The sequence below is a fragment of the Paenibacillus sp. ALE2 genome, assembly GCF_054113385.1.
The window spans coordinates 5,127,526-5,139,842 of record NZ_CM134213.1; the positions used below are offsets into that span (position 1 = coordinate 5,127,526).

Sequence of the window (12,317 nt, forward strand, 5' to 3'; positions counted from 1 at the left end):
CTGTTTATTCATATGCAATTACCGATCGTTGGTAATTATTGTTTCACTTGAGACATAACTTCTTCGTAGAAGTTGTCTTCTTTTTTCTCCAGACCTTCACCCAGTTCGAAACGAACAAAGCGACGTACGGAGATGTTTTCACCAATCGTACTGATTTTCTCGTTGATCAGTGTGGAAATCGTTTTGTCTGGATCTTTAATGAAAGATTGCTCCAGCAAGCAGAATTCTTCATAGAATTTACCGATGCGGCCTTCAACCATTTTTTCAACGATTTTTTCTGGTTTACCTTCGTTCAAAGCTTGGGCTTTCAGGATTTCTTTTTCTTTTTCAATCTCTTCCTGAGGCACTTCTTCGCGACGAACATAACGAGGGTTCGATGCAGCGATATGCATTGCAATGTCACGAACAAAATCTTTGAACTGGTCAGTTTTCGCCACGAAGTCTGTTTCGCAGTTTACTTCTACCAGTACGCCGATACGGCCGCCAGCATGGATGTAGGATTCAACAACGCCTTCAGTAGCAATACGGCCTGCTTTGTTGGCTGCAGCTGCAAGTCCTTTTTCACGTAGAACTTCAACCGCTTTTGTCAAATCACCATTTGCTTCTTCAAGCGCTTTTTTACAATCCAGCATTCCTGCGCCTGTTTTTTCACGAAGCTCTTTTACTGCGCTAGCATTAACTGCCATATTATTTCCCTCCAAATTTGATTTTCAGTGGTATATGCGACTTTATTCCTTAAAAAAAGGGTAGTGAGAGGTTTTCCACCTACCAACCACCCTTTTCATTTAATTCGTATAGGTATTTCCGATTGGAAATATTATGCTGTAGTTTCTTCGCCTTGGTTAGCTTCCATAACTGCATCAGCCATTTTACCTGTCAGCAATTTAACAGCGCGGATCGCGTCATCATTACCTGGGATAACATAGTCGATTTCGTCTGGATCGCAGTTTGTATCAACGATACCTACGATTGGGATACCCAATTTGCGAGCTTCAGCAACTGCGATACGCTCTTTGCGCGGATCAATGATAAACAGAGCACTTGGAAGGCCCTTCATGTTCTTGATACCGCCCAAGAATTTTTCAAGACGATCTTTTTCTTTGCGAAGAATGATAACTTCTTTTTTAGGAAGAACAGCAAATGTACCATCTTCTTCCCAAGCTTCCAATTGTTTCAAACGATCAATACGTTTTTGAATGGTTTGGAAGTTAGTCAGTGTACCACCCAACCAACGTTGGTTGATGTAGAATTGACCAGCGCGTGCTGCTTCTTCTTTAACGGAATCTTGCGCTTGTTTCTTCGTGCCTACGAACAGAATTGTACCATTCTCAGCTGCAATGCTTTTTACGAAGTTGTAAGCTTCCTCAACCTTTTTCACTGTCTTTTGCAAGTCAATGATGTAAATACCGTTTCTTTCAGTGAAGATATAACGATCCATTTTCGGGTTCCAGCGACGTGTTTGGTGACCAAAGTGAACCCCAGCTTCCAAAAGCTGTTTCATGGAGATTACTGCCATCTTCACGCACCTCCTAAGTTTGGTTTTTTTGTGTGTCCTCCGCCGACATCATTTTTTATAAAGACTTCCTATTGGAAGCACCCTTTATAAAATTAACCGACGTGCGTTTTTAACACCGTCAATTAATATACCATAACACTTGCAGCGTTGCAACCAGCTTTTCGACAATAATTGAAACTGTGTAAAAAGCGGCCTGTACAATTCCATCTGCCTGGCTTCTTAGCAAAATGTTTGTGACAATAAAGCATTAGACTCTCGCATTGCATTGAACGGACAGATAGTTCGAATATGTGCCCTGTTAGCCGCATCTGTTCAAGTCTTTCTTATATAGATGGCGCCATGCTGGGCGTACAGTAAAAAGCCATGACCGACTAACGGCCAAGGCTTTTTACACACGATCGAAATTGGTACCAATTCCCGATTAGTGCCCCATCATCGCTGGGTCCTAGCTGTCCCCGCCGACGGTACCTTCTTCTTCCTGCTGCTGCGGTTTACGCAGAAGGAGCGACAGAGCTACACCCGCAGTCGTTAGGCACGCGGACAGGAAGAACGTATCGCCGTAACCCGCGACGACAGCATTCAACGGATTCGCGTCCGCTCCCGCATTTGCGGTGTGGGAAGCGATTTGCGACGTCAGATAACCCGTCAGGCCTGCGACCGCGAACGAGAGGACAACTTGCTGAGCCGCTGTTGTCAATGGTGTGTCTCGGCTCACCAGGCGGCGAGGCGCAGAGTTCAGAACATGCGTGTTGAGCGGCATCATGGAGAAACCCATTCCGAGACCCATGGTGCAGATGCATAGGATAATAACCCAGAGCGGAGAATCCACAGATATACGGGACAAGATGAATAGAGAAAATTAGGAATAGAATTGTTTTATTGTTTTTTTATTCATCAATGCCGCTATCGATTATTTCATAGCGTTAATTTGTGTTCAATTTATTTTATATCCCTCTCCGATATATCTGAATATTGATCCAAATTGAGGATAGTTTTAACAATACACCGTGGTGTAATCCGCTAGGAGATGACCTTTGAATCCTTCAGGGGTCTTTTTATGTCCAACTAGCTCTGAATTGCAATAGGCTATGCTGTAAGCTATTGTGGGCGCTTCATACCCACTTTGAACTAAACAATAAAAAATCACTTTCGTTCGCATCGAAAAAAATAAAAAGCCGTCCTCTTCCCGATTAGGTCAGTTGGACGGCTTTTTCGTTATTTTAGTAATAATAGAACTGAAATCCTCACCTTTAGCAAACTGATAGGTGCCTGTACGAATTTTGGTATTGATTTTTTGAGCCTTAGCTGCTGCCTCAAATGCACTAGCATCCGATACGACTCCTGCCCGTTCCAATCCAGATGCCACACTTCTTAAATTGCTCCCTGATGCAATGCTATATTGCACTTGTGGAGTGGCAGGCTGCTTGGGAATATTGGGAGTAGTTGTAGTGCCAGCTCTTTGAGTTTCCGGCTTGTTCGGACTTTGTGGTACTGACGTGCTGGTCGAAGGCTTAGAAGCAGCCGAGGATGTGCTGTTTGCAGGTACCTTAGGTGTTGAAGGCGTTTGAGCTGGTTTAGCCTTTTGAGGTGCAACTGGAGTCTTGTTGCCTTCCTTGATCAGCTTATTACGCCATTCCTCTTCTGTCATTTTCGGATCAGAACTGTCACTGATCTGAAGATTTAACTCGGCTGCTGCCTTTTCTAGTTGTTCTCGCGTCATGTTTTTCGGGTCTGCCGAAGATTGCTGCGACTGCCCCTGACCAATTATTGCCAGCTGCAGCAGCAATGCCCCCATGATAAGACCAGTACCCATGCCTAACATAAATGAGCGGTTTTTGATCATATCACATCCTCCCGTTCCGCGAGTTGTAATATGAGCTGTACTTCGCCCCGCTGGATGCCTGATTGCTTGGCTATATAATCCACCGACTTGCCTTGCTCATGCATCGCGAACAACTCTTGATAACGATCTCGGATGGACTCTTGTTCCTGCTCAGTTTTAGGCTCTTGCAATGCCGTTTGCTCCTCTAAAGTTACAAAAGAAACTTCTGAATCTGAGATTGGCATAGAGACGGTAGCAAGCATTGCCTGACGCTCAAGCTCCACAATACGATTCCGAAGCTCAGCTACTTGCTCCTGTAATGCTGCCTGCTTAACCGCATGCTCCTGCTTCATACCAGATACGAGTTCAATCAGCTCGTCATTATCGTTTTCAATATCGGCCATATATTGCTCCAATGTAGCCTCAACCTTTTGAACGACGGCCTCTTCTGTTCCCCGGCTTGGCTGGCGCTTTGGCAGAAGCCAGGCGTAGACAACAGCTGCGGCTCCCAGCAGAACAATATAAATCCATGGTTGATCCACTGCCCATCGTCTCCTTTTATAACGCTTCTCCACCCATTGGATCAGAGCGAAAAATCAATATGATGTCCCTTATACGGATGCTCTGCCGGATGCTCCTTAGGTAGCTCAGTCTCATCTGAGCGAGAGCGGCTCTGCTGGGAAGAATCTCTGCTCTGCCCACCTGTTTGCCTCTCACCGACGAATGTTTCCGCAGACTGATCTATGGCACTGCTTCGCTGACGCATGTTCTCTGTCTCCAGCGCAGTCTTTTGTCCAAGTAATGCCTGGTCATTCATTGGCCGCTGCTGGGACTCACTATGGTATTTGCCTGCTTCACTGGTGCGAGGTACAGCAATTTGCAATTCAACAGCCTTCAAGCTCATGGGACCACACCCTTTCCGATTGGGCATCCGTATCAGACTACCGAGAAATATAATAAATTGAATTATTATCAGTGTAATGAATTACATGTAGGAGGACATGCTGATATCTCCCTCATGATAATAAAACGCCATTCTTTCCACAGAATCTTTAATAAATTTTGTATATCTGCCGATAACTATCTTAGAGCCACCGTAAATCACATTTTTCACTTCTACCCGGGCGCGGCTCGTATCTTCTAATGTTCGTTCTATTTCAAGCATTCTGGACTTAGTTTCCAAAAGTTCCTGTTCATTAGATTTTTTAGTAGATGTCAGCTTGATTCGCATAGCCATTCTGTCAGGTGCAAGCTGTCCAGCAGCCGCTAGCTGATCCAATATTGTGAGAGCCTTGTTCGTTTTATCCTGGCTGTCTGTCTGTTGCTTCAACCGTGCGCGAAGTTCTGTCAGTTCATCACGCAGTTCGGGAAGCACACCCACTTCAATATTAGTAGCTGTGGACATCGTATTACCGACGGTACGAGCCACTACCTTTTTACCAGCTTGTACACTGCCACCTACGATAAGCCCTTTTGTGCCTTCGCAGATTACATTATTACTCGCTTTGATCTGGGAATGCATGATGCTCTGGGATACAAGCACATCGGCTCCCGCAATCACGTTACCATCTTGTATAAACGAGCATTTCACATTTTGTGCAGCTTTCACAAATCCTTTATGGTATCCGATAATACCGCCGCTGATTTCCACTGAACCATCTGCCTCAATTTCAGCGCCTTCCACACCGCCAATGACACGAATGTCACCAGCCGCCCGAACGCGAAAACCGGTCAAGACATTCCCGCGAATGACGACGGTTCCAACAAAATCAATGTTACCGACGCTATAATCGACATCCCCATTCACTTCATACACAGGGAACACATTAAGCTTGCCCTTTTCAGTTGTAGTCACTAAACCATCAATAGCCGCATACATCGCAACGCCTTCCGGATGGATCACTACATTTTTTCCAACTTTAAAGCGTGCCTCTCTACCTGGAAGAAAAGGGATTTCCTCTCCGGTTACAGCAATCCCTGGTACACCTGGCAGAGGATCCACTCGTTCGGCAATCAGTTGTCCACGTTTTACATTTCTTAAACGAGTTAATTCTTTATAATCTACCCGTCCATCCACAGTTTCAAGTGGCTTATGTGCATCTTCACCAGTCACAATATCGGCCAGATTAATTTTTCCGTCTGTACCGTGGATCGGCTGCTTTCCCTGAGCAATCAGTAATTTCCCGAAGAAATGATCTTCCGGATTTGCAGCAAATGTGCGGATTGCATCGGTAATTACACCGTAGGATATTTTTTGGTTGCTTAGAAAACGTTCTAATTCTTGCACAGAACAGGCAAAGCCTTCTTCACGTTTGGCAAACTCCAAGTAGGCGGATTGTTTGTCAGGTGAGACAACCACTTTTAAAAACTGATCCAAAGCATACTGCTTCTCCACATGGGTGCTCCTTCCGTCTAACTGTTACTGTAACCTCCCGTACGTTAATCTTTACGCATTAGCAAATCCCGTTGTTTGTCCAGTGTCGCTCTCAGACGTAATATTGCTTTGGAATGCAACTGAGAAATTCGCGAAGGAGAAAGTGACATGACCTCAGCAATTTCGCTGAGTGACAAATCCTCGTAATACAATAAAGAAACAACGATACGCTCTTTTTCAGTTAATTTATCAATGCCTTGTGCCAAGGCATCACGCAGTGTGAATTCATTGACCTTATGATCTGGATTTTTCGCCTTTTCATCTACCAACAGGGAAAGCCGTGTTTCCGACTCTTCTTCGCGGATCGGGTCCTCTAGTGAGACAATCGACATTACAGCGACCTCTTGGATCATACTTTGAAACTCTTTCTCGGAGACGTCCAAATAATGACTCATCTCTTCGTCGCTTACTGTGCGTAAATACCTTTGTTCTAAATGCTGGTAGGCGTCTTCGATTTTTTTCGCTTTTTCCCTAACTGAACGAGGAACCCAATCTCCTTGACGAAGACCATCCAAAATTGCTCCGCGAACACGCCAAGAAGCATAAGTCTCAAACTGCAAACCACGCTCATAATCAAATTTCTCTAAAGCATCAATCAAACCCATAACACCGTTGCTCGCCAGATCATCCTTGGATACATTTTTAGGTAAGCCTACTGCAAGACGACCCGACACATATTCCACAATATGGAGATACTTTTCAATTAACTGCTTTTTTGCTTCCTTGTCACCGTGTTCTTTCCATTGCTCCCACAGCTCGGAATGGTTCAAATGAGCGGCTTTTCGCTCGTTCATCGGCTTCACCCTCCTTATTTGTCTGTCAGGTGACGAACGGCCTTGGCCAATTCTTCAGGGTCCTTGTTGGAAACCAGCTTGGGTGGGTTTAAAGGTGCAAAACCATTATTCCCCTCGTCCGTCTGCTCTGGTTTCGGTTTCAGCAATTCATTCAGGTTTTCATTTTCGTCTGGTGTCGTCAGGTCCAGATTTCCCCCTACGCCATCTACCTGAGAGCTTGCCCGGTCTTGGGCATTACCCAGATCTGGCCGCGCTACCACACCCAGTGTCCAGCGCAGCACAAATGCAAGTAGGAACCAAAAAACGAAGGCGATTAAGCCACGAATTAAGCTCGTGGTCAGCAGATTGCTGCCAACGGACAACACAAAAGTCAGAATAAATCCGACTACTCCAGACCAAAGATTAATGCGTAAGCTACCAAATAACATGTTTATAATTCCTTTACACCTTTTTGTACGCTTCGAATATTCAAAACGCCAGTTTCAGAGTCCAACTCAATCGTTCGTCCATAATTGCCACCCGTATCTTCCGCAATTAAAGGAATGCCCAGATCTACAAGCATTTCCTTGCACGATTCTACATTGCGCGGGCCAATCCGCATGGTGTCTCCACTACCTGCAAAGGCAAACATCTGCGCTCCTCCTGCCATTTTGGCAATCAGTCTGCGCCGTTCAGCACCCAGTTTCAACATTCGTTCAAATAACTCTGGCAGTGCTGTATCCGCATATTTGGCAATATTCAACTGCCCTTCACGCGCAATATCCGAGGACGGTAACATCACATGTGCCATGCCTGCCAGTTTCAAATGAGGATCATAGAGGGTCAATCCGACGCAGGAGCCAAGCCCTGTCGTGCGAATCGAGTTCGGGTTGCTGGTAACATTTAAATCTGCCATGCCGACTTTAATGATGCTTTTATCCTCAATCATCGTTCATCGGGACTCCTAACGACCTAAAGATTTTCCCGAACGATTCTGGATCAGGAATCAGGAAAAATTGACCCTCAATCTGATTCTGCCCTTCCAGAAACGATGTGTCAATCAATAAAGCAGCATCCCCCATCTGCCCAAACTGCAGCAGTCCGTAGCTGAGAATAGCTCCTGCCATATCCAGTGCCAGCGCAGGGACTGTTGGATACATGGATAAACGTGTGAAATCCGCCAACGAAGAAAGGTAGGAGCCTGCTAAAATGTTACCGATCTCCGACAGAGCTGAATGCTCCATTTCGTTAAAGCTATCCTCGTCATCCGAAGGAATATTCGCCAAACGGGAAAGTAAGCTTTTCGCCGCCTGAGGTTGCAATATGAAGAATAGATTACCAGGGGCTTCCCCTTCGACTCTAAAAAATATTGCAACAACAAGTTGTTCATTTCCGCCGACTTTGTCCGCAATTTCCTCAAAGGGCAGCATTTGCACTTTGGGCACACCCATATCGACTGGTTTATTGAGAAGCCGGGAGAGCGCTGTAGCAGCGTTCCCCGAGCCAATGTTGCCGACTTCTTTCAATACATCCAACTTGAAGTCTTCGAGATTTCCCAGATTCTCCATATATTAATCCTCTAAACCTTCCAGTTGGTTCATTTCGCTACGGTTCAAAACTTCGGACAAGTTCAGCATAATCAACAGACGTTCTTCACCAATTTTAGCAACTCCGCGAAGATATTTAGCCTTAACACCGCCAACCACTTCCGGTGGTGTCTCAATGTTGTCAGTATTCAGGTCAATAACATCATTCGCTGAATCCACGATAAAGCCGACTTGCATCTCGCCCACAGCAACGATAATAATACGTGTTTGATCGGTATATTCAGCTTCTGGTAATCCAAAACGGCCACGAAGATCAATAACCGGAATAACCACTCCTCTCATGTTGAATACACCTTTAACAAAATCGTAAGTTCTCGGAACCCGTGTAATCGGCACCATGCGTTCAATAGATTGGACTTTTTCTACTTCAACACCGTATTCCTCTTCACCAAGCTTAAATACGATAACTTTAATTTCTTCTCCCATGTTTAAAAACCCTCCTTATTGATGTCCGCAATCTCATATTTCTTTCATTTTTAATGAAGACATTATTTAATGAAAACATTCGGGTCAATGATCAAAGCAACCTGACCGTCACCCAGAATCGTGGCACCTGAAATTCCTTGGATGTTTGGAAGATACTTGCCCAGATTTTTAAGGACGATTTCACTTTGTCCCAAAAAGTCCTGTACGGAAAGAGCTGCCAGACGGTCTCCCTTACGGATGACCACGACCTCTGTCTCTTCTTCTTCATCTTCGTTGAAGTCCGGTACCTCAAACAGCTGACTCAAGGAGATAAGCGGGATATGAGAATCGCGGAAAGCAATCATCTTATTGCCATGCACAGAACGGATTTGCTTACGCTTGACGATCGCAGTTTCCACAATGGAAGACAAAGGAATCGCATATTTTTCAGAACCGATCTGTATCATCATGGCTGCAATAATGGATAGAGTCAACGGTAATTGTACAGAGAAATTAGTGCCCTGGCCCAATGTGGAGTGAACCGTAACATTACCACCCAAAGCGGTAATTTTAGATTTAACAACATCCAGACCGACACCGCGTCCTGATACGTCTGAAATGACTGCAGCTGTACTAAAGCCCGGAGCAAACAATACTTGATAAGCTTCCTCGTCGGTCATGGAAGCTGCTTGTTCTGCTGTCAAAATCCCTTTGGAAATAGCACTGTTTAGTACCTTTTCACGGTTAATCCCGTTCCCATCATCCTCAATCTCGATAAATACGTTATTACCGCTATGAAAAGCACGCAGTTGAACGGTTCCAGTTTCTGGTTTACCAGCTGCAATCCGGTCGGCTACCGACTCGATGCCATGATCCACGGAATTACGTAGCAAATGCACCAGAGGATCACCAATCTCGTCGATAACCGTCCGATCCATTTCAGTCTCAGCTCCAGTAATAACCAATTCCAGTTTTTTATCCAGCGACTTGGCCAGATCGCGAACCATACGCGGGAAACGGTTGAAAACAGTATCTACAGGTACCATCCGCAATTTGAGAACAACATTTTGCAAATCACTGCTCACACGACTCATATGCTCAACTGTTTCCGTCAGTGCTGGATTGGAAGCCTCACTGGCTAACTGTTCTAAGCGCACACGGTCAATGAGCAACTCGCTGAATAAATTCATAAGTACATCCAGACGTTCAATATCTACGCGAATCGTACGGTTGTGCGTAGGAGCAGCCGCCTTGGCTGCTGGCGCTTTACCTGCAGCTGGCTTGGCAACAGAGGCCGCAGCTGGAGACTGCGGCTGAGATGGAGCGGGTGGCTGCACGGCAACAGCTGCTTCCTGTACCGCCGCTGTCTCAGCGAGTCCAGCAGTAACTTCGCTCATTTGTTTAAGCGATTCCTGATCCAGTTGTACCACTGAGACCGTGTCAATTTCAGAGATACCCGTGATTTCCTTTTCCAGCTCCCCAACTTCTTTCTGCGTTATGTAATATAACGAGAAGCTTTGTTCGAATTTTTCCTGCTCGATATCCTGTACGGACGGATAGGCCTTGACGATTTCACCAGAGTTTTCCAGTGTGTTGAATACCATAAAGGCACGTGCCGCCTTCAGCTGGCTCTCTGAACTGATTGTTACCTGTATATAGTGAACACGATGCCCTTCAGAAATCGATTGCTCCAGTACAGAATACTGGAATTGGTCCAAAACCAATCCAGCACTATCGTTAGTGCCTGCTTTTGTAGAAGGAGACTCTTCAGTGGCAGCATTTGAGCCGGACTTTAGGAAATCCCCGCTCACGATAGATTGCAATGAAGATACAATAGAGGAGACATCCGCTTTTCCATCGCCTCCCTCTGTAATGTGCTGCACCATGGATTCCAGGGCATCCAAACCTTTAAATAAGGTATCGAATATAAATTCATGCATCGCCAGCTTGTTGTTACGTACCAGATCAAGAACGTTTTCCATTTGGTGAGTGAGCGATGCCAGGTCTTCAAACCCCATCGTAGCAGCCATTCCTTTGAGGGTATGGGCAGAACGGAAAATCACCTGAACGATGCCTAGATCGGTTGGGTTGCTTTCCAGTTGAAGCATATTTTCGTTAAGAGATTGCAGATGATCATTCGACTCATCAATAAACATGTTTAAATATTGGTTCATGTCCATTGTGAGACACCTCCTCCATGAGTTACACTCCGATTATTTCACAACTTGTACAAGCTTGGGGGCGATCTCCTGCATTGGCAGAAGGTGGCGCACACATTTTAATTCAACTGCTGAGCGGGGCATTCCGTACACTACACAAGTCTCCTCATTTTCAGCAAATGTGGATTGAACCCCAGCGTCATAAAGCTTTTTCATCATTTTAGCCCCGTCGCTACCCATTCCAGTAAGCAATACTAGATGTCTTTCCAGCGCGGTTAAAGAGAGCAGCGATTCGAACATCGTATCTACAGAAGGACGGTGACCATTGCGAGCCTCCTCCATCTTCAGTGACACCGTGTATTTACCACCGGCTCCAGGCACAATTCTTAGCTGATATCCCCCTGGTGCGATGTAGGCTGTTCCCGTCTCTAGCGTCATCCCCTGCTCAGCCTCCACAACGCGTAGTGGACTCAACGTGTTCAAACGTTGTGCTAGCGAACGAGTAAAGTTTGGTGGCATATGCTGAACGATAACGATTGGAGCTGGAAAATCCCCAGGAATGCGCTCCAACAGGGTCTTAAGAGCCCGTGGTCCGCCAGTAGAACATCCGACCGCCACCAGTTTTCGAAAGCTGGACGTATGCACACCTTTTTTAAGTGACAATCCCTGTGGTGCAGCTGGACTTGTAGGTGCTGTTACTGGAGGCGTTGCAGCCGCAGGAGCGGAAGAAGCTGATGAAGTTACCGTCTTCCGTGACTCTGGCTTGACTAGCCCTGCTTTATCCTTACTCTGTATTGATTTGCCAGCAGCCGGATCAGAGCTCTTCAGCTGTCCCGACGTTATTCCCGTACTCACGGACAAGTCTTCTTTTTTCTGCACATGAGGTGCTTGCACTGGTTTCCTTGGCTGAACAGCTGACTTGTCTATGCGGCCACCTGTAGCAGATGTTCCAGACTGCTGCTTTTTAGTTTCCTGCTTGGCAGCTGTTGGGACGGACTTCCCAGCATCTTTCTTGGGTTGAGCCGATGCAGCAGGTGGAGGAGCAAGCGGAACAACAGGAGGCTTGTCTGCCGAAGCTTGACTTCCAGCTCGTTTCTCAGCCGCAGCCTGTCCAAGTGGCTTTTCCATTGGCGTTTTTTTCGCTTGTTCCATTGCAGCTTTGCGCTCATTCGCTTCCTTGCGCTCCAAGCGGCTGCGTACTGCTTGCATAGCAGTATGCATCTGTTCGAGCAACGCCTTGCTCACCTGCTCAATATCTTGCGCATGAGCAATGGAAGGCTTTCTTATAAAATCGAAAGCTCCTGCCTCCAGAGCCATGATGGTCTCCTTCATGCCTTGTTCATTAATGCCTGACAACATAATGACAGGTAGCGGATGGGCTGCCATAATCAGTGGCAACGCTTCAAGACCATTCATTTCAGGCATTTCGACATCCATGGTGACCAAATCAGGCTGCAATTCTTTCACTTTCTCTACAGCCTCTCTGCCATTGGCGGCTGTACCTACGATGTTGAACGACTCATCCCTTACAATAAGATCTGTAATAATTTTGCGCATAAAGGCCGAATCATCTACAACCAGCACCCGGTAAGCACACATGT

14 protein-coding genes are annotated in these 12,317 nt (G+C 46.0%); all 14 read right to left on the reverse strand.

Going from position 1 to position 12,317, the window contains the following annotated elements; all coding sequences use genetic code 11:
* Window positions 1–35 precede the first annotated feature (35 nt).
* The 14 genes from tsf to ACXHJ1_RS21980 all read right to left on the reverse strand — a co-directional run bounded on the left by tsf (window position 36) and on the right by ACXHJ1_RS21980 (window position 12,315).
* Window positions 36–686 (reverse strand): translation elongation factor Ts, encoded by a 651-nt coding sequence (gene tsf, locus ACXHJ1_RS21915; RefSeq protein WP_013370709.1) that lies wholly within the window; start codon window positions 684–686, stop codon window positions 36–38.
* A 131-nt stretch (window positions 687–817) separates the two neighbouring features.
* Window positions 818–1,516 (reverse strand): 30S ribosomal protein S2, encoded by a 699-nt coding sequence (rpsB, locus tag ACXHJ1_RS21920; RefSeq protein WP_013309916.1) that lies wholly within the window; start codon window positions 1,514–1,516, stop codon window positions 818–820.
* A 445-nt stretch (window positions 1,517–1,961) separates the two neighbouring features.
* Window positions 1,962–2,279, reverse strand: a complete 318-nt coding sequence (locus tag ACXHJ1_RS21925) for an MFS transporter (RefSeq protein WP_243236336.1) — start codon at window positions 2,277–2,279, stop codon at window positions 1,962–1,964.
* Window positions 2,280–2,711: 432 nt separating this feature from the next.
* A complete protein-coding gene (locus ACXHJ1_RS21930; RefSeq protein ID WP_107734234.1) occupies window positions 2,712–3,359 on the reverse strand; it encodes an endolytic transglycosylase MltG in 648 nt (215 codons plus the stop codon).
* Window positions 3,356–3,880, reverse strand: coding sequence for a DUF6115 domain-containing protein (locus ACXHJ1_RS21935; protein WP_107734235.1), 525 nt, complete (start codon window positions 3,878–3,880; stop codon window positions 3,356–3,358). Before ACXHJ1_RS21935 ends, ACXHJ1_RS21930 begins: the two co-directional genes overlap by 4 nt.
* Before the next feature lie 41 nt (window positions 3,881–3,921).
* Window positions 3,922–4,242: a hypothetical protein gene (locus ACXHJ1_RS21940; RefSeq protein WP_031463324.1), complete on the reverse strand. Its 321-nt coding sequence runs from the start codon at window positions 4,240–4,242 to the stop codon at window positions 3,922–3,924.
* A gap of 81 nt (window positions 4,243–4,323) precedes the next feature.
* Entirely contained in the window at window positions 4,324–5,733 is a 1,410-nt protein-coding gene (locus tag ACXHJ1_RS21945) for a DUF342 domain-containing protein (RefSeq protein ID WP_107734236.1), read from the reverse strand.
* 44 nt (window positions 5,734–5,777) lie between these two features.
* A complete protein-coding gene (locus ACXHJ1_RS21950) occupies window positions 5,778–6,566 on the reverse strand; it encodes a FliA/WhiG family RNA polymerase sigma factor (RefSeq protein ID WP_016820968.1) in 789 nt (262 codons plus the stop codon).
* A 14-nt stretch (window positions 6,567–6,580) separates the two neighbouring features.
* The gene (locus ACXHJ1_RS21955; RefSeq protein ID WP_013370699.1) at window positions 6,581–6,994 is read right to left on the reverse strand and encodes a hypothetical protein; all 414 of its coding nucleotides are present in this window, start codon (window positions 6,992–6,994) and stop codon (window positions 6,581–6,583) included.
* Window positions 6,995–6,996: 2 nt separating this feature from the next.
* Complete coding sequence (locus ACXHJ1_RS21960) at window positions 6,997–7,494, reverse strand: chemotaxis protein CheD (RefSeq protein WP_010346358.1); 498 nt, start codon at window positions 7,492–7,494, stop codon at window positions 6,997–6,999.
* Entirely contained in the window at window positions 7,487–8,113 is a 627-nt protein-coding gene (locus tag ACXHJ1_RS21965; RefSeq protein WP_013309909.1) for a chemotaxis protein CheC, read from the reverse strand. The genes ACXHJ1_RS21960 and ACXHJ1_RS21965 overlap by 8 nt, the downstream gene beginning before the upstream one ends.
* Before the next feature lie 3 nt (window positions 8,114–8,116).
* A complete protein-coding gene (locus ACXHJ1_RS21970; protein WP_013370696.1) occupies window positions 8,117–8,578 on the reverse strand; it encodes a chemotaxis protein CheW in 462 nt (153 codons plus the stop codon).
* A 62-nt stretch (window positions 8,579–8,640) separates the two neighbouring features.
* Entirely contained in the window at window positions 8,641–10,737 is a 2,097-nt protein-coding gene (locus ACXHJ1_RS21975; RefSeq protein WP_016820967.1) for a chemotaxis protein CheA, read from the reverse strand.
* Window positions 10,738–10,770: 33 nt separating this feature from the next.
* Window positions 10,771–12,315, reverse strand: coding sequence for a chemotaxis protein CheB (locus ACXHJ1_RS21980; protein ID WP_457905220.1), 1,545 nt, complete (start codon window positions 12,313–12,315; stop codon window positions 10,771–10,773).
* Window positions 12,316–12,317: the final 2 nt, after the last annotated feature.

Excerpts from the sequence above, each read along its gene's own strand:
- tsf (WP_013370709.1), bottom strand. The coding sequence starts at position 686 with ATGGCAGTTAATGCTAGCGCAGTAAAAGAGCTTCGTGAAAAAACAGGC.
- rpsB (WP_013309916.1), bottom strand. The coding sequence starts at position 1,516 with ATGGCAGTAATCTCCATGAAACAGCTTTTGGAAGCTGGGGTTCACTTT.
- ACXHJ1_RS21925 (WP_243236336.1), bottom strand. The coding sequence starts at position 2,279 with ATGATGCCGCTCAACACGCATGTTCTGAACTCTGCGCCTCGCCGCCTG.
- ACXHJ1_RS21930 (WP_107734234.1), bottom strand. The coding sequence starts at position 3,359 with ATGATCAAAAACCGCTCATTTATGTTAGGCATGGGTACTGGTCTTATC.
- ACXHJ1_RS21940 (WP_031463324.1), bottom strand. The coding sequence starts at position 4,242 with ATGAGCTTGAAGGCTGTTGAATTGCAAATTGCTGTACCTCGCACCAGT.
- ACXHJ1_RS21950 (WP_016820968.1), bottom strand. The coding sequence starts at position 6,566 with ATGAACGAGCGAAAAGCCGCTCATTTGAACCATTCCGAGCTGTGGGAG.
- ACXHJ1_RS21955 (WP_013370699.1), bottom strand. The coding sequence starts at position 6,994 with ATGTTATTTGGTAGCTTACGCATTAATCTTTGGTCTGGAGTAGTCGGA.
- ACXHJ1_RS21960 (WP_010346358.1), bottom strand. The coding sequence starts at position 7,494 with ATGATTGAGGATAAAAGCATCATTAAAGTCGGCATGGCAGATTTAAAT.
- ACXHJ1_RS21965 (WP_013309909.1), bottom strand. The coding sequence starts at position 8,113 with ATGGAGAATCTGGGAAATCTCGAAGACTTCAAGTTGGATGTATTGAAA.
- ACXHJ1_RS21970 (WP_013370696.1), bottom strand. The coding sequence starts at position 8,578 with ATGGGAGAAGAAATTAAAGTTATCGTATTTAAGCTTGGTGAAGAGGAA.
- ACXHJ1_RS21975 (WP_016820967.1), bottom strand. The coding sequence starts at position 10,737 with ATGGACATGAACCAATATTTAAACATGTTTATTGATGAGTCGAATGAT.
- ACXHJ1_RS21980 (WP_457905220.1), bottom strand. The coding sequence starts at position 12,315 with ATGTGTGCTTACCGGGTGCTGGTTGTAGATGATTCGGCCTTTATGCGC.